The organism is Novosphingobium malaysiense (assembly GCF_000802225.1).
GTDB classification, from domain to species: Bacteria; Pseudomonadota; Alphaproteobacteria; order Sphingomonadales; family Sphingomonadaceae; genus Novosphingobium; species Novosphingobium malaysiense.
The window spans coordinates 835,730-854,779 of record NZ_JTDI01000003.1; the positions used below are offsets into that span (position 1 = coordinate 835,730).

Annotated in this window: 17 protein-coding genes; 7 read left to right on the forward strand and 10 right to left on the reverse strand. The window is 63.8% G+C overall.

Translation table 11 applies throughout. The annotated features are described in order from the left end of the window. Window positions 1–46: 46 nt before the first annotated feature. The 4 genes from LK12_RS11855 to dusB all read right to left on the reverse strand — a co-directional run bounded on the left by LK12_RS11855 (window position 47) and on the right by dusB (window position 5,909). The gene (locus tag LK12_RS11855) at window positions 47–2,221 is read right to left on the reverse strand and encodes a HAMP domain-containing histidine kinase (protein ID WP_039283865.1); all 2,175 of its coding nucleotides are present in this window, start codon (window positions 2,219–2,221) and stop codon (window positions 47–49) included. A gap of 111 nt (window positions 2,222–2,332) precedes the next feature. After that, complete coding sequence (ntrC, locus tag LK12_RS11860) at window positions 2,333–3,751, reverse strand: nitrogen regulation protein NR(I) (protein ID WP_039283868.1); 1,419 nt, start codon at window positions 3,749–3,751, stop codon at window positions 2,333–2,335. Further along, window positions 3,748–4,884 carry a two-component system sensor histidine kinase NtrB gene (locus tag LK12_RS11865; RefSeq protein WP_039283871.1) on the reverse strand — a complete coding sequence of 379 codons (1,137 nt, stop codon included), beginning with the start codon at window positions 4,882–4,884 and terminating at the stop codon, window positions 3,748–3,750. The genes ntrC and LK12_RS11865 overlap by 4 nt, the downstream gene beginning before the upstream one ends. Continuing rightward, window positions 4,881–5,909, reverse strand: a complete 1,029-nt coding sequence (gene dusB, locus LK12_RS11870) for a tRNA dihydrouridine synthase DusB (protein WP_039283873.1) — start codon at window positions 5,907–5,909, stop codon at window positions 4,881–4,883. Before dusB ends, LK12_RS11865 begins: the two co-directional genes overlap by 4 nt. A gap of 80 nt (window positions 5,910–5,989) precedes the next feature. Here dusB and LK12_RS11875 point away from each other — a divergent pair, with 80 nt between their 5' ends. Genes LK12_RS11875 through LK12_RS11885 form a run of 3 tightly spaced genes read left to right on the forward strand, consistent with a single transcriptional unit; the run spans window position 5,990 to window position 8,229 of the window. Beyond that, a complete protein-coding gene (locus LK12_RS11875; RefSeq protein WP_052223350.1) occupies window positions 5,990–7,174 on the forward strand; it encodes a bifunctional 2-C-methyl-D-erythritol 4-phosphate cytidylyltransferase/2-C-methyl-D-erythritol 2,4-cyclodiphosphate synthase in 1,185 nt (394 codons plus the stop codon). A gap of 10 nt (window positions 7,175–7,184) precedes the next feature. Further along, window positions 7,185–7,703, forward strand: a complete 519-nt coding sequence (locus LK12_RS11880) for a hypothetical protein (RefSeq protein ID WP_039283876.1) — start codon at window positions 7,185–7,187, stop codon at window positions 7,701–7,703. Window positions 7,704–7,719: 16 nt separating this feature from the next. After that, complete coding sequence (locus LK12_RS11885; RefSeq protein WP_039283879.1) at window positions 7,720–8,229, forward strand: CinA family protein; 510 nt, start codon at window positions 7,720–7,722, stop codon at window positions 8,227–8,229. A 153-nt stretch (window positions 8,230–8,382) separates the two neighbouring features. Here LK12_RS11885 and LK12_RS11890 read toward each other — a convergent pair whose 3' ends face one another. Further along, window positions 8,383–8,829 (reverse strand): type II toxin-antitoxin system RatA family toxin, encoded by a 447-nt coding sequence (locus LK12_RS11890; protein ID WP_039283882.1) that lies wholly within the window; start codon window positions 8,827–8,829, stop codon window positions 8,383–8,385. Window positions 8,830–8,881: 52 nt separating this feature from the next. Continuing rightward, entirely contained in the window at window positions 8,882–9,820 is a 939-nt protein-coding gene (gene lipA, locus LK12_RS11895) for a lipoyl synthase (protein ID WP_039283885.1), read from the reverse strand. Window positions 9,821–9,915: 95 nt separating this feature from the next. Here lipA and LK12_RS11900 point away from each other — a divergent pair, with 95 nt between their 5' ends. Beyond that, window positions 9,916–10,566 (forward strand): carbonic anhydrase, encoded by a 651-nt coding sequence (locus tag LK12_RS11900; protein ID WP_039283888.1) that lies wholly within the window; start codon window positions 9,916–9,918, stop codon window positions 10,564–10,566. A gap of 118 nt (window positions 10,567–10,684) precedes the next feature. Here the strand turns inward: LK12_RS11900 and LK12_RS11905 are convergent, their stop codons facing one another. Beyond that, the gene (locus LK12_RS11905) at window positions 10,685–12,049 is read right to left on the reverse strand and encodes a hypothetical protein (RefSeq protein ID WP_039283891.1); all 1,365 of its coding nucleotides are present in this window, start codon (window positions 12,047–12,049) and stop codon (window positions 10,685–10,687) included. 320 nt (window positions 12,050–12,369) lie between these two features. Between LK12_RS11905 and gyrA the strand changes: the two genes are divergently transcribed. After that, window positions 12,370–15,129 (forward strand): DNA gyrase subunit A, encoded by a 2,760-nt coding sequence (gene gyrA / locus LK12_RS11910; RefSeq protein WP_039283894.1) that lies wholly within the window; start codon window positions 12,370–12,372, stop codon window positions 15,127–15,129. A gap of 2 nt (window positions 15,130–15,131) precedes the next feature. Beyond that, window positions 15,132–15,488: a DUF952 domain-containing protein gene (locus LK12_RS11915; protein WP_039283896.1), complete on the forward strand. Its 357-nt coding sequence runs from the start codon at window positions 15,132–15,134 to the stop codon at window positions 15,486–15,488. On the opposite strand, the gene LK12_RS11920 is transcribed toward LK12_RS11915, so the two are convergent. Further along, entirely contained in the window at window positions 15,485–16,162 is a 678-nt protein-coding gene (locus tag LK12_RS11920; RefSeq protein WP_039283899.1) for a hypothetical protein, read from the reverse strand. The two genes, LK12_RS11915 and LK12_RS11920, sit on opposite strands and share 4 nt — an antisense overlap. A gap of 123 nt (window positions 16,163–16,285) precedes the next feature. On the opposite strand from LK12_RS11920, the gene trmFO reads away from it, so the two are divergent. Then, a complete protein-coding gene (trmFO, locus tag LK12_RS11925) occupies window positions 16,286–17,650 on the forward strand; it encodes a methylenetetrahydrofolate--tRNA-(uracil(54)-C(5))-methyltransferase (FADH(2)-oxidizing) TrmFO (RefSeq protein WP_039283901.1) in 1,365 nt (454 codons plus the stop codon). Here trmFO and LK12_RS11930 read toward each other — a convergent pair whose 3' ends face one another. Together LK12_RS11930 and LK12_RS11935 are read right to left on the reverse strand one after the other, a co-directional pair. Beyond that, window positions 17,651–18,109: an EF-hand domain-containing protein gene (locus LK12_RS11930; protein ID WP_039283903.1), complete on the reverse strand. Its 459-nt coding sequence runs from the start codon at window positions 18,107–18,109 to the stop codon at window positions 17,651–17,653. A gap of 79 nt (window positions 18,110–18,188) precedes the next feature. Next, a complete protein-coding gene (locus LK12_RS11935) occupies window positions 18,189–18,893 on the reverse strand; it encodes a squalene/phytoene synthase family protein (protein ID WP_231568334.1) in 705 nt (234 codons plus the stop codon). Window positions 18,894–19,050 lie beyond the last annotated feature (157 nt).

Below are 19,050 nucleotides of genomic sequence, written 5' to 3' on the forward strand. Positions count from 1 at the left end.
AATGTCTTCTTCGTTTGCGGGTTGGGGGTGGGTGAAGCGTGATACGTCATTCTGCGGCTTCCGATGGCTTGCGCCCCTGGGCCAGGGGATCCTTGGCGAAACGCATGGTTACCGTGGTGCCGCCGCCTTGCGCCGGGATGAACGTCATTTCGCCGCCGTGTTCCTCGATGATCTTGTTGACAATGGCGAGGCCCAGCCCGGTACCCTTTTCTCTCGTGGTGACGTAAGGTTCGATGATGCGGTCGCGGTCCTGCGACAGGCCAATGCCGTTATCGGTGATGCGCACCAGGATCGAGTCATCCTGGTCCACCATCTCCACGGAAATGGTGCCGCGATAACCTTCCTCGGCGTCCTTGGCCTTGGTCTCGATTGCCTCGACCGCGTTCTTCAGGACATTGGTCATCGCCTGGCCGTACTGGTGCCGATCGCAGTCGATATTGGCGATTCCGGGATCTGCGGAAAAACTGAAGGATACCTCCGGCCGCGCGACTTCCTGGAGGAACAGCGCCTGCCGTGTCAGCGCGACGGGATCCTCGGCGCGGAACACCGGCTTGGGAAGCCGGGCAAAGGAGGAAAACTCGTCCACCATCTTCCTGAGGTCGCCGACCTGGCGGATGATGGTGCGCGTGAGATCCTCGAACAGTTCGGGATTGTCGGTGATCTGCTTGCGATAGCGGCGGCTGAGACGTTCGGTCGCAAGCTGGATCGGCGTCAACGGGTTCTTGATCTCGTGCGCGATGCGCCGCGCCACGTCGGACCATGCGGCCGTGCGTTGATCGAGCAGTTGCCGGGTAATATCCTCGAAAGTGATGACGTGACCGGTCGCGTCGCGGCTGGTCTTGACCGCCAGCGTGAGCAGGTCGCCGCCGCGGTTGTACTGGACCAGCCCCACGGAGGTGCCCTCCTCCACCATCGCCGCGATCGGCGGTGCGAGTTGCTCGATGGTGAGGTCTTCGGGAAGGTCGCCATCGTGCTCGGTGAGCATCTTCTGGGCGGTGCTGTTCATCAACAGGATCTTCCCGTTCTCGTCGAGAGAGATGATCCCTGAGGTGACGGATTCGAGCACCGCCTCGATAAATAGTCGCCGTTCGTGAAGCTGGCGGTTCGCGCCGAGCAAGGCCTGGGTCTGCTTGTCGATCTGGGCGGTCATGCGGTTGAAGGCGCGGTTGAGCAGGCCGATTTCGTCGGCGCCCGTGCGCCCCTCGAGGCGCAAGGCATAGTTGCCGGCCCCTACCCGCCGCGCGGCGTCGACCAGTTCATAGAGCGGTTTCACCTGCCGGTCGGCAAATCGCAACGCGAACCAGACCGACAGCCCGACCAGGGCCAGCGAGGCCACGAACAGGGCGATATTGAAGCGCAACTGCAACACCCGTGCCCGGTTGGTCAGGACTTCATAGGCTTGGACAATATTCTCTGCGCTCTGCCCCTGACTCAGAGACAGCAGGTCGTTGCTTCGAGCGACCAGCAGGTAGATCCCGGCCGATCGCTCGATGGGCGCGGCGGCCACGATGCGGTCGTTGCGCGAGGAAACATCGTAAGGCGCCCCCTTGTCGAGCTTTTCGAGCGTGTCGCCGCTGATGCGGTTGTTTTCGGACTGGCCGTCGGGATCGACGATGATCGGCGTGCGCTGATTTCCGTTGGAATCGATCTGGATGATGGCGGCCACGCTGAGGTTCCGGCGCAACACCTGATCGGCGAGGAACGCCTGGAACTCCTGGCTGGCGACCGGATATTCTCCCAGCCAGGTCCTGGAGTCCTCGGCCATGGCGACGGATTCGTAGCCGACGTCGCGCAAGGTCTGCTCGTAATAGCCGCGCGCCAGCTTGTTCGCGTTTTCCAGCAGCCCGCGCGAGCTGTCCGAAAACCAGAACTCCACGCCGGACTGGAACAGCCACGAGGCGAAAACGACCACCAGCAACGTCGGAATCGCAGAGATCAGCGAAAAGAGAAACACCAGGCGCACGTGCATCCGCCCGGTGCCGCCGAAATTCTCCGCCGCGCGCCGCAGGGCGAGTCGTCGCCCAAGCAGAACGAGGATTGCCAGAGCGGGAACCAGGGTTCCGACCAACAGCGTCGCGGTGAGGTTCGAGGGAAGCAGCTTGCCCTTGTCGCTCCCTGCATTGAGCGCAACCCATGTGGTCGCGGTCATCACCAGGAAGGCGAACACCGAGAGCACTTCCATGACGACAAAGAAATTCGCCCGGCGGGCCGCAACCTGCATGCGCCGCCACCAACGCGGCCAAGCGCGCTTTCGGGTCTTCGATTCCGTCATCGTTGCCTTGTTACAACACCACTGTTGCCGGTACGCAAGGGCATTTACACCAATTCTTCGTCACGATCGACGAGCGAATTCCTCCGGGTCGAGAGCCAGCTCGCTCAATCGCTTGCGCAAGGTGTTGCGGTTTATGCCCAGCGCCTGTGCGGCGCGAAGCTGATTGCCGCCCGTGTCGCGCAGCACTTCGGCAAACAGCGGACGTTCGACGGCAGCCATCGCGCGCTCGTAGATGGTACCGCTGGCGGGACGCTCGACCGACAACCAGTGCGATATGGCACTGGCAATGTCACCGCCCTCCTGAACACCGGCTTGCTGAGTGCCGACAGGTTCCTGGGCCAGCAAGGGAACGACGCTGTCGACGTCGATCGTGTCCTCGCGCGCGAGGAGCGCCAGGCGATAGATGAAGTTCTTGAGTTCGCGAACGTTTCCCCGCCATGGCTGCCGGCTCAGGAGCTCGGCGGCCTCCGGAGTAAGCTGACGACGAGGCAGCCCCTCGTTGGCGGCATGCTGCAGGAAATGGCGCGCCAGAACCTCGATGTCGTCGCTACGGTCGCGCAGCGGCGGCATGTGGATCGGCACTACGTTCAGACGATAGTAGAGGTCCTCGCGGAAGCGTCCTGCAGCGATCTCGGGCTCCAGGTCCTTGTTGGTGGCCGCAATGATGCGCGTATCGAGGCGAATCTCCTCTCGCCCGCCGACACGACGCACCGTACCGGACTGCAAGGCGCGCAGAAGACGGGTTTGCGCCTGCATCGGCATGTCGCCGATTTCATCGAGAAACAAGGTGCCGCCGGCCGCCTGTTCGAACTTCCCGACATGGCGGGCCACTGCACCGGTGAAAGCCCCCTTCTCGTGCCCGAACAGTTCGCTCTCGATCAATTCAGCCGGAATGGCGGCGGTATTGACGGCAATGAAGGGACCGTTGCGCCGGTTGCCGAGCTGATGGATTGCCTCGGCCACGAGTTCCTTGCCCGTACCGGACTCGCCCAGGATCAGGACGGTCAGATCGTTGCGCAGTACGCGCGTGATCATGCGGAAGACCGTTTGCATCGCCGGACTTCGGCCTACCAGCGGCAACCCGTCGCCCAGCGGCTCGTCACCGCGCGAAACCTTGCCCTGCGCATTGCCCGCGGCCTGGCGTACCGTCCGGGCAAGCTCGTCGATGTCGAAGGGCTTGGGAAAGTATTCGAAAGCACCGGTGTCGGTCGCACGGACGGCGGTGTCGAGCGTGTTCTGTGCCGACAGGATCACGATCGGCATGTCGGGATGCAGCGCGCGGGCGCGGTCGATCGTTTCGATCCCGTCGCCATCGGGCAGCATCACGTCGGTCACCAGCGCCTCGTAGCCTCTTTCGCCCAGGAGACGATCGCGTTCGGCGATCGTGTCGCAATGGGTCACCGAAAAGCCCTCGTCTTCCAGTGCCGCGGTGATGACGATGGCGATCGACATGTCGTCTTCGACCAGCAGGACGCTCATGCCGGCTTCCTCCGCGGCGCCCGGCGTTGCGTTTCCAGTGCCAGCGGCAAGTGGACGCGAAAGTGCGTGAGCCCGGCTGCTTCGTCGCGTTCGTGCGTGATGCGGCCGTTCATGTCGCGCACGAGCTTGCGCACCAGTGGCAGGCCCAACCCCTGCCCCGACTTCTTGGTGGTGACGAAAGGTTCAAAGATGTGATCGCGCATGGCCGGATCGATCCCCGGGCCATTGTCGCTGACACGCAGTTCCACGGGCAGGCGCACCGGTGTGCCGGAATCCGTGGTGTGCAACTGCAGCCCGCTCGCAAAGCGCGTGCGGATCGTCACGCGCGGTTCCTGCGCTTCCTGGCTGGCCTCGACGGCATTGGAAAGCAGGTTGATAATCACCTGCACCAGTCCGTCGAGACTGCCCAGAACCGGCGGCAAGGACGGGTCGAACTCTTCGACAAGCCGGTAACTGCGCTGCCCCTCTGCGACGCCCTCGCCGTCTGCGGCCTTGATGATGTCCACGGCACGGCGCGCAGCTTCATGCAGATTGCACGGCTCCACGGGCGGGGCAGTCCGGCCGCTCAGCTTCTGCATCTGCTCGATGAGGTTGGCGATCCGATCGACTTCGGAGGTGATGAGATCGGTCAGCGGCCGGTCGCGAGCCTCGATCTTGCGCGCCAGCAACTGGGCGGCGCCACGAATACCGGCCAGGGGATTCTTGATTTCGTGGGCCATGATCTCCGGCCCGCGTACCACGGCATTGTCTACGCCCCCCGAATCGTCGCCCAGCGCCTCGGCGGCGCTGTGGTCGTGGATCGTGAGGATCTGCCAGCCCGTCGTATCCGCGACAGGCGCGACATTGATGTCGATCCTGCGGGCGCCCTTGCCCCTGAGCGTGACGACGATCTCTCGCGCGGAGACGGGCGTCTCGTAGTCATGCAGACGTTCGAACAGCCGCTTGTCGGGAAATACCAGCACATCGCCAAGCTTGCTCCCGACGAGCCGCCGCAACGACTGCCCGAAGAACTGCTCTCCGGCAGGATTTACCGATGCGATGAGAAGTCCGGGCTCCAGTAGCACCACGGCATGCGGAAGACTGGCCAGAACCCGGTTCGCTTCGGGCAGCGTCGTCATGAGCGCGAGACTCATGCGGCTCGCAACTGTCCACCGGCAGACCGGTAGGGGGCATAGAACTCCGCAAGCGCGCGAAGGACCTCGCCAGCGTCGTCCATGAAGTTGACCCGGTTGCGGAACTCGGCCGAGCCTCGGATCCCCTTCACGTACCAGCCAAGGTGCTTGCGCGCCATCTTCACACCGGTCTCGCGACCGTAGTGCGAAAGCATCGCCTCGTAATGCTCGCGAATGATCTCGTACTGCTCGCCGAAATCGGGATCGGCCATGGTTCCGCCAGTGCGCCACCAGTGCATGACCTGCGACAGGACCCACGGTTTCCCATAGGCCCCACGGCCGATCATCAGGCCATCGGCTCCCGATTGCTCGAGAGCGGCGGCGGCATCGTCGATCCCGCAGATATCGCCATTGACGATGACCGGGATCGACACGGCGTCCTTGACGCCGCGAACGAACTTCCAGTCGGCCTCGCCCTTGTACATCTGGTTGCGGGTACGGCCATGCACGGTGATCATCTGCGCGCCCAGGTCCTCGGCGATGCGCGCGAGCTCGGGGGCATTGAGGCTTTCGTGGCACCAGCCCATCCGCATCTTGACGGTAACGGGGACCTTGACCGCCTTCACTGTCGCTTCGATCAGCCTTGTCGCAAGCGGAACGTCGCGCATCAGCGCCGAACCGGCGTCGCCGTTCACCACCTTGCGCACGGGGCAACCCATGTTGATGTCGATGATGGCAGCGCCGCGATCCTCGACGAGCTTGGCTGCCTCGGCCATCTGCTCGGGTTCGCACCCGACGAGCTGCATGGAAACCGGATCCTCGATCTGGTCCCACATCGCCTTCTGGATCGACACGCGCGTCTCGCGGATCGCTGCCGGGCTGGCAATCATTTCCGTGACGTTGAGCCCGGATCCGAAACTGCGCACCATCTTGCGGAACGGAAGGTCGGAAACCCCCGTCATCGGCGCGAGCACGACCGGACAGTCGATCCTGACGGGACCGACCTGGATGGGCTTGAGAGCCGGGGGTGTGGGCAAAGATGTCATACCGTTTGCAATACTGCCTAAAAAACAGGCAGCGCATAGTGGATTGCCCTTGTCCCGGCAAGCGATTACCGGCGGCGACAATGTCGCGTCCGGTATCAGCACAGGCCTCAAGCCAGGAAAGCGCTCCCAAGGTGGGCGCGGTCGTCGTCGCGGCCGGTCAGGGACTGCGCGCCGGCCAGCCCCTGCCCAAGCAGTTCGCCAACTGGCGTGGGAAACCGGTGGTCAGGCACTCGGTGGAAGCCCTCGCCGCTGCCGGCATCGCCCCGATCGTCGTGGTCATTCCCCGGGGAGCGGGGCCGATTGCGCGCGAAGCCTTGCGCGACATCCCGGGCGTTCGATTCACCGGTGGCGGCAAATCGCGGCAGGAGTCCGTTCGTCTCGGCCTCGAAGTCCTTGCGAGCGCCGCTCCCGATCTCGTAGTGATCCATGATGCCGCCCGCCCCATATTGCCTGCTCCCGTCATCGCCAGGCTGATAGACGCCCTGGCTGACCACAACGCAGCGATCCCTGTCCTGCCGGTGGTCGACAGCCTTGCCCATGCCAAGGAGGCGCAACCGTCCGACCTCATGGGAGCGCCGGCGCACCGGGAGGATCTGCGCAGGGTCCAGACACCCCAGGCTTTTCGCTTTGCAGACATTCTCGCGGCCCATCAGGGCTGGACCGGGGAAGCAACGGCCGGCGACGATGCGCAGGTCGCACAGGCATGGGGCATCGACGTGGCCATGGTCGAAGGGGATGAAGCCCTGCACAAACTGACATTTGCATCCGATTTCGCCGAGAGCCGTCCGGCTGTCCGGGTCGGGACAGGATATGATGTCCACCGGTTGGCCGAAGGTGAGGAATTGTGGCTCGCCGGTGTCCGGATCGAGCACACCCACGGCCTGGCGGGACACAGTGACGCCGACGTGGCCATTCATGCCCTCGTCGATGCCCTGCTCGGCGCGATTGGCGCGGGTGATATCGGGCAGCATTTTCCGCCAAGCGATCCCAGTTGGAAGGGCGCGGCTTCGCACCAGTTCCTGTCCCATGCCGGGACGCTGGTTCGCGAAGCCGGATACGCGCTTGGCAATGCCGACGTGACCATCATATGCGAGGCGCCGAAGATCGGCCCGTACCGCGAAGCCATGCGGGCAAGACTGGCCGAAATCCTGCATGTCGACGTATCGGCGATCAGCGTAAAGGCAACCACGACGGAGAAACTGGGTTTTACAGGCCGACAGGAGGGCATTGCCGCCCAGGCTGTGGTCAGTCTGGCCAGGACCTAGGATCAAACTCATGAAACGTATTGCCACCGCCATCGCCGCCCTGCTCTCCGCCGCCCCGGGCCTTGCAAGTGCCGCCGAGCCCATTTGCCTGACGCGCACGGAGGCGACGTCTCTTCTGGCCTACGCGCTTCCGCAAGCGATCGAGGGAACATCCAAGCGATGTGCACAGGTCCTGCCTGCCGACGCCTTCCTTCGGCGCCACGGCGGCGAATTGGCCGCCCGTTACTCGGTCCAGAAGGCAAGATACTGGCCCAAGGCAAAGCCCGCATTTCTCAAGGCGCTGGGCACCGATGCCGCCGATACGGTGCGCAGCCTGCCGGACGAAACGACACAGCAGCTGGCGAATACATTCGTGGAAGGGTTCGTATCGCAACGGATCGCATTGAAAACCTGCGACGAGTTGGACCTCGCCATCGATCTGTTGTCTCCGCTACCTCCGGAAAACACGGCCGGCCTGATTGCGCTGACGATGGAAGTGGCGAGTGAAGCCGAACCGAAACTGGGCAAGATCGCCCTGTGCAAGAACTGACTTTTCGAGGACCTCCATGGCCAAGACAGTTTTCTTTCCCCAAGACCTCGTAACGCTGGCTGAACGGGTCATCGTCGAGAACAAAGCCGCAGGCCGCACCGTAGCGCTCGCCGAGAGCTGCACAGGCGGCCTCGTCTGCGCGGCTTTGACGGAAATTCCCGGCTCGTCGGCGGTGCTCGACCGAGGATTCGTGACCTATTCGAACGATTCCAAGCAGGAACTGCTGGACGTTCAGTCCGACATTCTCGACGCCTTCGGCGCGGTTTCGCCGGCTACCGCCTGGGCGATGGCCCAGGGCGCGATCCGGCACAGCAGCGCGGACGTCGCCGTCGCCGTAAGCGGCATTGCCGGGCCTGAGGGCGGTACGGACATGAAACCGGTCGGAACCGTGGTATTCGCCCTCGCCATCCGGGGCGACGAGGAAGTGAACGCAGAACAGAAGGTCATCGAAGGCGCCAGCCGTGCGGAAATCCGCCATCAGGCAGCCTTGATCGCTCTGGAAATGCTGCTTCCCGCTGCGGGATAAAAGCCCGAGATAACAAGCTATTCCGCCACTAAGATTACATTTGGTAACTTCAGCGCACGATGATCGTTACCTTTTGCAACCCGTCCAACCCATGCGGCAGACGGTGGTTTATAATTGCAACCCTCGATGGTAACTAAACGTAACCTATGCCACTCAGCTATCCTGCGGCGCGCCGTAGAGATCCTCCGCCCGCGCCTCGAAAGCCGAGACCATCTTGCGAAAGGCCTTGTCGAAATACTGGCCGGCAAGCTTTTCGAACAGCGCATTTCGAAACGTAAAGCGCACGTCGAACTCGACGTCGCATGACGTATCACTGACCGGGTGGAAGATCCACTTGTTGTCGAGATCGCGCATCGGCCCATCGACGTAATGGACATTGATTTCCCGCGGCCGGACCTTCTCGACCCGCGACGTGAACTTTTCACGCAGCGCCTTGAAGCCGACCAGCATGTCGGCGATCATCTCGCTGCCATTGTCCGACTTGACCCGCGTGGCGACCACCCAGGGCAAAAACTCCTGATAGCGGCCAACGTCGGCCACCAGGTCGAACATCTGCTCGGCGCTGTAGGGCAACCGGTGGACTTCGTGGATTCCCGGCATGTTCAGGCCCTGGTAGCGGTCATCAAGCTATGTGCATGTACACCGGGAGACATCAACGCTGTCCCCTCGCCAGCCGGGCCTCACGCGCGGCACGCATTTCCGCGAAATCCTCACCTGCGTGGTAGCTCGAGCGGGTGAGCGGGGTGGAGGCGACCTGCAGAAAGCCCTTTGCCCGGGCAATCGCGCCATAGGCATCGAAGGCTTGCGGCGTGACGAATTCCTTGACTTCCGCATGCTTTGGCGTCGGGCGCAGATACTGTCCCATCGTCAGGAAATCGATATCGGCACAACGCATGTCATCCATGACCTGATGGACCTCGAGGCGCTCTTCGCCCAGCCCGAGCATGATCCCCGACTTGGTGAAGATCGACGGATCGTGCCGTTTCACCTCTTCCAACAGGCGCAGCGAAGCATAGTAGCGCGCGCCCGGCCGGATGGTCGGGTAAAGGCGGGGTACCGTCTCTAGGTTGTGGTTGTAGACGTCCGGCCGCGCGGCGACGATTGCCTCGATGGCCGCCTGCATCTTGCCGCGGAAGTCCGGGGTCAGGATCTCGATTGTCGTCGAAGGCGTGGTGCGGCGCAGTTCCTCGATGACTTTCACGAACTGCGCGGCGCCGCCGTCCGGCAAGTCATCGCGGTCCACCGAGGTGATGACGATGTGTTCCAGCCCCATCTTCGCGGCAGCTTCGGCGACATGGGCCGGCTCGTCCTGGTCGACCCGTCCCGGCATGCCGGTCTTCACGTTGCAGAACGCGCAGGCCCGCGTGCAGGTGTCGCCCAGGATCATGACCGTGGCGTGCTTCTTGGTCCAGCATTCGCCGATGTTGGGACAGGCGGCCTCCTCGCAAACGGTGTTGAGCTTGAGGCCGCGCATGAGCTTGCGCGTTTCGCTGTAACCCTTGGTGGTGGGTGCCTTGACCCGAATCCAGTCGGGCTTGCGTTGCCGTTCGGGTCTGCTCTCGGGGCTCGGTGCGGTCGAAAGATCGTTCATGGGGCCCAGATAGTCGCTTGAGCAGCCCCTTGCCAGTACGAATATCCCGGCTAAGGGATGCTTGAACGATCACAGTCAGACCACGGAGCCCCCGCATGTCCGAGACGAGCAACGCGCTGGAACATCTCTTTGAAGGGTACCGTCGTTTTCGGGACACTGGCTGGACGCCCCACCGCGAACGCTGGGCACACCTGCGTGAGGGCCAGCAGCCCGAAGTGATGATCATCGCCTGCTCGGACAGCCGTGTCGATCCCACCCAGATCTTCGACACCGCACCGGGAGAGATGTTCGTCGTGCGCAACGTCGCTGCCCTGGTGCCCCCGTTCGAGACCACCCCGGGCCAGCACGGCGTTTCCGCGGCGCTGGAATTTGCAGTTCAGGTGCTCAAGGTGAAGGAAATCGTGGTCATGGGCCACGGCATGTGCGGCGGTTGCCAGGCGGCTCTGACCCAGGAACTCCACGGCACCGAGCGGGGCGAAGGCGGATTCATCGCCGACTGGATCGCGCTGCTGGATGAAGCCCGCGCGCCCGTCGCAGCCCGGTATGGCACCGAAGGTCGCGAGGCCGAAGTCCACATGGAGCACGCGGCCGTCAAAGTCAGCCTCGACAACCTGATGACCTTCCCCTGCATCCGCCGCAAGGTCCGCGATGGCGAGTTGCGGTTGCGCGGCGCCTTCTTTGCGATTTCCGACGGTATTCTGCACCTGATGAACGACAAGACCGGCGAATTCGAACCGGTGACCTGACAGGGGCAGGCCCCTCGATGTCTACCGCGAGACACCCGATGTCCCGCGGCGACAAAAACAAAAGGGCGGTGGGATCCCACCGCCCTCTTTTTCGTGAAACACTGCCGCGTGGGCGCGATCAGTTCGTCGCGGGTGCCGCCGGTGCGACCGGGGCGGCCTGCTGCGGCGTCGAGGAGCCGGCCTTGCTCTTGGCGTAGCCGGTCCACATCACCGCGACCGGCTCACGCGATCCGCTGACCTTGGCGAAGTTCTGCAAGGCCTCGTCGTACTTGCCCTGCAGGGTCTGAGCGATGCCGAGGCGCAGTGCGGCCTTGTTGGCATCGACCCCGGGCATGCCGAGCGCCTTGGCATAGAAGGTTTCCGCTTCTGCCGGCTTGTCGTAGCTCAGGAACACGTCGCCAGCGCCCACGACCGTGCCGAGGTCGGCTCCGGACTTGGAAGCATCGGCGGCAATCGAGGGGAGCGTGGCCTTGTCCTTGCCGACCCGGGCTTCGGTATTGGTCTTGTCGGCTTCGATCTCGGTCTTGGTCAACGCACCCTTTGCAAGGCCGTCGTTGATGATCTTGAGCGCTTCGCCCGGATAGGCACGCGGATCGACGTCCTCAATGTACGTGAAGTAGTCGCGCTTGTCCGTCATCGCGCCGGTCAGGTACTTCAGGCGCATGAGGTCGAGATCCTGCTCGCGCGGCAGCGCGGCGATCTGGCCGACGACCGAAATCGCAACGTCCCAGGCGTTCGGATAGTACTGACCGAGCAGCGAGGCATACTTGGCCGACGGGCCGACCTGCTTGGCGCTGTAGGTCTGCTGCAGCGCGTTGCGCAGCGACGTTTCGCTGGGCGCGACGCCCTGCGCCTGCGCTGCCGCGATGTCATCCTTGGCCATCTGCAGCACGGCTTCGGTATTGCCGCTGCGCTTGTAGGCATCGGCCAGAACCAGGTCGAGCTGGTTGTTCGGGTCCTGATATCCGGCATCCTTGGCGGCCTTGAGATACTTGGCGGCGGTCGCCCAGTCCTTCAGCTGGTAGGCGGTCACACCGGCATCGAAGTACACGGCACCAGCCTTGTCGGCCGGCAGCTTGCCGCTGTCGATCATCAGCACCGTGCCCTTCTGCTTGAAGGCCAGGTCCTTGGCTAGAATGCCGTAATTGCGCATCAGCGAGCCGAGTGCCTGCTTGTCGTCCGGCGTGGTCGCGGTCGGGACGGCAGCCTCGAAGGCGGCCTTTCCATCGCCGCCCAGTGCGGTGTCGATCTGGGTCTTGGCGGCGGCATAGTCGCTTTCACCCGCCCCGGAAGGGAGGCTCTTGGTCGCATCCGTCATGGCCTTTTCGATGGGACCCGCAGCCTTGCGGAAATCCTCGGAAAATTGCGGAGCCTCCGCCTTTTCCTTCTTCTTCGCCATGGCCGGCGGCGCCACGGCCACAGCCATGCCCGTCGAAAGCGCGAGCGCGAGAGCGATACGGGAAACAACCAATTTGCGAGCCATCAAGGCCACTCCTCTCAAGACTTAGTACAAACAGTGCCTGCAAGCGGGCACCCGGAACCGGGTCGGCGCCGGTACTGACGACGAATTGCCCGGTTTGCAACCTCTCGCTCCGATTAGTCGTATGCCACTGAACGCTGATTGAATGCGATTCACCGCACTTGTTCAGAATCGCCTGCGACCGCCGGACGCGCAGCAGCCATAAATGTGGAAAAAAGCCGATGGCTGCGCCCTCATATCGCGACCGGCTGTGGCATTCGCCCATCGCTTGTCCTAGGGCGGACCATCACCACTTTTCCGCAACAACCTGGCGATAGAACCGCGTGAGCGACGACACCGATATCCTCGAACACACCGGCCCCGAAGGCGAGTACACCCGCGTCGACATCGTCGACGAGATGAAGACGAGCTATCTCGATTACGCGATGAGCGTGATCGTGAGCCGCGCGCTTCCCGATGTGCGCGACGGCCTCAAGCCGGTACACCGCCGCATCCTCTTCGCCAGTCAGGAAGGCGGCTTCGTCGCCGGAAGGCCCTATCGCAAGTCGGCCAAGATCGTCGGCGACGTCATGGGTAACTACCACCCGCACGGCGACAGCGCGATCTATGATGCCCTCGCGCGCATGACCCAGGACTGGTCGATGCGCCTGCCGCTCATCGACGGCCAGGGCAACTTCGGCTCGATGGACCCGGATCCGCCGGCCTCGATGCGTTACACCGAAGCGCGCCTTGCCCGCGTATCCAACTCGCTGCTTGATGACCTCGACAAGGACACTGTCGATTTCGTCGAGAACTACGACGGGTCGCGACAGGAACCCTCCGTCCTCCCTGCCCGCTTCCCGAACCTGCTCGTCAATGGCGCCGGCGGCATCGCGGTCGGCATGGCCACGAACATCCCGCCGCACAACCTCGGCGAAGTCATCGACGGCTGCTTCGCGATGATGGAGAACCCGGGGATCACCTCGGAAGAGCTGTTCGAGATCATTCCGGGCCCGGATTTTCCGACAGCCCCGCTGATCCTGGGCTCGAGCGGTTCGCGTTCGGCTTACACGACCGGCCGCGGCTCGATCGTGCAGCGGTGCCGCCACGAGATCGAGGAAGGCCGGGGCGATCGCCGCTCTATCGTCCTGACCTCCATGCCCTATCAGGTCGGCAAGTCCGGCCTCGTCGAGAAGATCGCCGAGGCCGCCAAGGACAAGCGGATCGAGGGCGTCTCCGACATCCGCGACGAATCCAACCGCGAAGGCGTTCGCGTCGTCATCGATCTCAAGCGCGATGCCTCGCCCGAAGTCGTGCTCAATCAGCTCTGGCGCAACACCCCGGCGCAGTCGAACTTCCCGGCCAACATGCTCGCCATTCGCGGCGGACGACCGGAAATCCTCGCGCTGCGGGACATTATCCAGTCCTTCATCCACTTCCGCGAGGAAGTCATTACCCGGCGCACCAAGTTCGAGCTGAACAAGGCCCGCGACCGGGCCCACATCTTGCTGGGGTTGGTGGTTGCCGTTTCGAACCTCGATGAGGTCGTGGCGATCATCCGCGGATCCTCGAACCCGGCAGATGCCCGCGCGAAGCTGCTGTCGAAGGAATGGCCGATCGGCGAGATCGCGCCGTATATCCGGCTCGTCGAGGCCATCGAGCCATCGGCCGAAGAGAGCGGCGGTGTCTACCGGTTGTCCGAGGTCCAGGTGAAGGCCATCCTCGACCTGCGCCTGCACCGCCTGACCGCGCTCGGTCGTGATGAGATCGGCGACGAACTCAAGGAACTGGCAATCGCCATCGAGGAGTATCTTTCGATCCTCGCTGACCGCGTGAAGCTCTATGGCGTCATGCGCGAGGAACTGCAGGCCGTGCGCGACGCCTACGCCACGCCGCGCGTTTCCGAAATCACCGCGGCTTTCGACGGGATCGAGGACGAAGACCTGATCGAGCGCGAGGACATGGTGGTGACGGTCACCATGGACGGCTACATCAAGCGCACCGCCCTCTCCACGTTCCGCGCCCAGGCCCGCGGTGGCAAGGGCCGTGCCGGCATGGCGACCAAGGACGAGGATGCCGTGACGACGATGTTCGTCACCTCCACGCATAATCCGGTCCTGTTCTTCTCTACCGCGGGCAAGGTCTACCGGCTCAAGGTCTACAAGCTGCCCGAAGGGGGACCCTCCACGCGCGGAAGGCCGATCGTCAACCTGCTGCCCGCACTCGACAAGGACGAGACGATCCAGACCGTGCTCGCCCTGCCCGAGGACGAAGCGGAATGGAGCAAGCTCTCGGTCGTGTTTGCCACGGCGCAGGGCAGCGTTCGCCGCAACGCCATGGATGCCTTCGCCAACATCCCCAGCAACGGCAAGATCGCCATGCGCTTCGATGAGGGCAGCGACGATCATCTCGTCGGCGTGGCGCTCCTGGAGGCCACCGACGATGTCCTGCTGGCGAGCCGCCAGGGCAAGGCGATCCGGTTCGCCGGCGATGACGTGCGCGAATTCACCAGTCGCACCTCGACCGGCGTGCGCGGCATGACGTTGAAAGATGGCGACAAGGTCATCTCGCTGTCGATCCTGCATCGGGTCGGCACGACCCCGGAAGAACGCGAAGCCTATCTCAAGTTCGCTCCCTGGAAGGGTGAAAGGGAAGGAGAACCGGCCCTGTCTGCCGAGCGCATGGCGGAACTGGCTGAAGCCGAGCAGTTCATCCTCACGGTCTGTGCCAATGGCTACGGCAAGATGTCGTCGGCTTACGAATACCGGCGCACGGGTCGCGGCGGCCAGGGCATCACCAACATCGACAACATCGCGCGCAACGGCCCGGTAGTGGCGAGCTTCCCGGCAACGCAGTCCCAGCAACTCATGCTGGTCACCGATCAGGCCAAGCTGATCCGACTGCCGCTGGAAACGCTGCGCGTGATAGGCCGCGGCTCGGCAGGTGTGCGCCTGTTCAACGTCTCCAACGGCGAGCATGTCGTCAGCGCGGTCCGCCTGGACGAGGAAGCGGAAGAGGAAGTTGCGGAAGTCCTTGCCGACGAGACCGTGACCGATACCCCTGCCGCGCCCGAAGAACCGGAAGCGCCCGAAGGCGAAGGGTGAGCATGACCGAAGCCGATCGGCCCGGCGTCGCGTACAAGATCCTGACCCGCGAGCAGCTCGATAGACTGCTCGCGGACGGATCGTTCTCCGGCGCACCGGTCGATCTTGCGGATGGCTACATCCATATGTCCACCGCAAGACAAGTCCGGGGCACGCTGGACAAGCACTTTGCGGAACAGGACGATCTGCACATCGCCGCTGTCGATCTTGCTGCGCTGGGCGATGCGGTAAAATGGGAAGCATCGCGCGGCGGCGCGCTATTTCCGCATCTCTATGCGGCGCTCCCCCTGTCGGCCGTTACCGACCACGCACCGGTTAAACGGGACGAGACGGGTAAAGTGAATCTGCCCTCGCACTAAGCTGCATTGCCTGCACGATTTCTCAGTTCGCCGGTAACGCCCGTCGCAAGCAGCATGAGTCCGAAGTAGAATAGCGGCCATCCCACCAATTCACCTAATGTCGGCCCGTCTGGCGCCCCCGCGCCGCTGATCGCCAGCATGCTCGCCACCACGGCGATCACTGCGCCCAGCCCAACTCGGTAGCGCGGGAAATTGCTCATCCACGCGCTGGCTGCCATGCCGCCGAGGCCAAGTCCGAAGAACGCCGGCGCCCAGCCCGCCTGCAGTTCCGGGCGCGCAAGCGCCTGACAGATGAGCGGTGTCAGCAGCAGCAACGCTACGGCAGCACCTTTCTGGCTGGCAGTCGTTCCAGGGCGGCGGTGCAAGAGGAACAGGCCGATGCCAATTGCGAAACCGGCGATCATGAACACGGTCCCTTCGTAGACGAAGAGGTCGCTGAGGGCGGCGCCGATCCCCAGTAGCACCAGCATCGTGGCCAAGAGCCGCGTGTCGGTGCCGCGGTGGCGCAACAGAGCATAGGCCGAAAGCAGCAGAAACGGTGCGCACTTGACGGCAAGCAGGTACGTTCCGGGAATGCGGCTATCCTGCAGCCAGCTGAGCCACGTAAAGGCCAGTGCCAGCACGATGCTCCCCAGCAACCAGGGACGACGTTCGATCAAGGCGCGTTTCGGCATGGATACCCCTCCAATGCTCCGTGGTCTCCTCCCCCTATGACATCGGCTGCATCGCGCTGTCTTGCGCTGCCGGCGACAGGACGCCTCTTTTCCGCAGCAATCAGACAAGCTAGGCGCACGCGCATGACACATGACGTCCACATCATCGGCGGCGGCCTTGCCGGGAGCGAGGCCGCCTGGCAGCTCGCGCGGCGCGGCTTTGCCGTGCGCCTTTCCGAAATGCGCGGCAGCGGAGAGCGCACGCCGGCCCACCAGACCGACGGGCTCGCCGAACTCGTCTGCTCCAATTCCTTTCGCTCCGACGACGATGAGAAGAATGCCGTCGGACTGCTTCACCACGAGATGCGCCGCTGCGATTCGCTGATCATGGCTGCCGCGGCGAAGGCACAGGTCCCTGCCGGATCGGCGCTTGCCGTCGACCGCGACGTCTTTTCGGCCGAGGTCGAGGCGCGGCTGTCCGAACTGCCCAACCTGCAGGTCGTTCGCGAACGCGTCGATGCCCTGCCCGAAAGCGGTGCGACCGTTGTCGCGACCGGGCCGCTGACAGCCGAAGCGCTCGCCGCCTCGATCGGCCGCGCAACCGGCGCGGAGAGTCTGGCCTTCTTCGATGCCATCGCCCCGATTGTCTATCGCGAGACAATCGACATGGACGTGTGCTGGATGGCCTCGCGCTGGGACAAGCCTTCGAAACTGAGAGGCGAGGCCAAGGACTACATCAACTGCCCGATGACGCGGGAGCAGTACCTCGCCTTTCACCAGGGCCTGCTCGACGGCGAAAAGACCGCGTTCAAGGAGTGGGAAGCCAACACGCCCTATTTCGACGGCTGCATGCCGATCGAGGTCATGGCCGAACGCGGCGTCGACACCCTGCGTTTCGGGCCGATGAAGCCGGTCGGGCTGGACAATCCCCATTGGGCTACGCCCGAACACCCCAACGGCCGCTGGCCTTACGCCGTGGTGCAGCTGCGGCAGGACAACAAGCTGGGCACGCTGTGGAACATGGTTGGTTTTCAGACCAAACTCAAACACGCCGAGCAGGTGCGGTTGTTCCGCACCATTCCCGGCCTGGAAAAGGCGGAGTTTGCGCGTCTGGGCGGTCTGCACCGCAACACGTTCCTCAACTCGCCTGTGCTCCTCGACCGGCAGCTGCGCCTCAAGAGCGCCGCCCATGTGCGCTTCGCCGGCCAGATCACCGGCTGCGAGGGATACGTGGAAAGCGCCGCGGTGGGCCTGATGGCGGGCTTGATGACAGCGGCCGAACTCGCTGGCCGCGAATGGACGGCACCTCCGCGTACGACGGCGATGGGTGCCCTGCTCTCGCACATCACCGGCGATGCAGAGGCGGAAAGCTATCAGCCGATGAACGTCAACTTCGGCCTTTTCCCGCCGCTGCACGAGGTCAAGAAGAAGCAGCGCAAGGAAGCCTATACCGCCCGGGCCAAGCAGGACATTTCCGGGTGGCTGGAGAGCCTCGCTCCTGCAGCCTGATCAGCAGTTGCACCGCGGCTTGCGCTTGCGACGCGGCGGCGCGGTGCGGGCAAATTCCTCTGGCGTAAGCCAGTCGTTGTCATCGACGTCGGCATAGTCGAACTTGTCGACGGTAGTGACCGCCCATTCCTCGAAGGTGAGCAGGTTGTTCCCGTCCTTGTCGAGCCGGTGAAATCCAGAGGTGCGCGTAGACAGCATCTCGTGCCGGGTTATGCGGCCGTCACTGTCGCGATCGTAGCGTCCGAAGCGGCGCTGCTCCCGCGTTAGCTCAGTCGCTACCGGCGGTTCGGGGCCGACGAGATCGCCGACCTCGGCACTCGGCAGGACATCGGGAGTCGGAGCCGCCTCGACCTCGGGCGGTGGCGCCCCGGCCTCCACTTCCGCGCGGCCCTGAAGCCAGAACAGGCCCACGCCGGCCATGACCAGCGCCGCCAGGCCTCCGAGAAGGAAGCGGTGCATGCGGATCTCCCTTTCGCCAAGGGGAGACTAGGCCGTGGCCCGACCCGGTTTAAAATTACAAGTCTTTCACCGCGGATGTTCAGACGCCGAACAGGCCGAGCCGCATCGCCTTCAACATGGCTGCCGGTGACAGCGCCGCGTCCTCGTCTCCCTTTGCAAGGCGGCGATCCGCAAGTCCGTGCAGGACCATGAGCGGCCGCAGGGATCGCGATACCCGTTCGGGCCGGCCTTGCGCCTGCGTGGCGAGCCGGGTGGCTGCCTCGCGCTCTTCCGGATGACCGAGCCGCATCGCCAGATCGGCGGCAGCCCATCGCCGGCCGAGACGGTAAGCTTTCCCGGCCTCTTTCTCGCGCGATAATGCCCGGGCCAGGCCGGAAAAAGCCTCTGCCCGCCCCTCGATCATGGCCTCCAGCCCTTCGACCGGCAAGGGCGCTGGACCCGTGAGGGCTTCCCAGCCATCCACCAGAACAGTCAACGATCCGTGGGTTCCGGACCAACTTCGCAACGCCGAAAGCAGCGGTTCGCCTTCGGGCCATTCCTCCGCCTCGCGCGCCAGTGTCTCGCGCCACCACGAAAGCCGCAGCTGCGCGAGCATCGGTTCGCGCGAATTACGGAGAAGTCCTGCCAGCCGGGCATCGAGGGCAAGGAGGGCAAGCGTCGGCATCCTTGCCTCTCCAGGCGCATATGCCAAGGCAAGCCGGGAAATGGCCGGCAGCGACTGCACAAGCACGTCCTCGGGTGCGGACGGGTGCTGTTCGCCGGCGGATGAGGGAATCTCGGGCACGGCAGCCTCTCTAGATGTCTGTTCACGCCACGCAAGCGTAGCGGCCTCTCCTTCGCGCCGTTTACCAAATTGCTTTGCCACGGATTCAGTCGAGACGGCGCCGAACACGGCGGTTTCGCGATGTTGGGAACGCAGAACAAGAAGCCGCGCACTTATC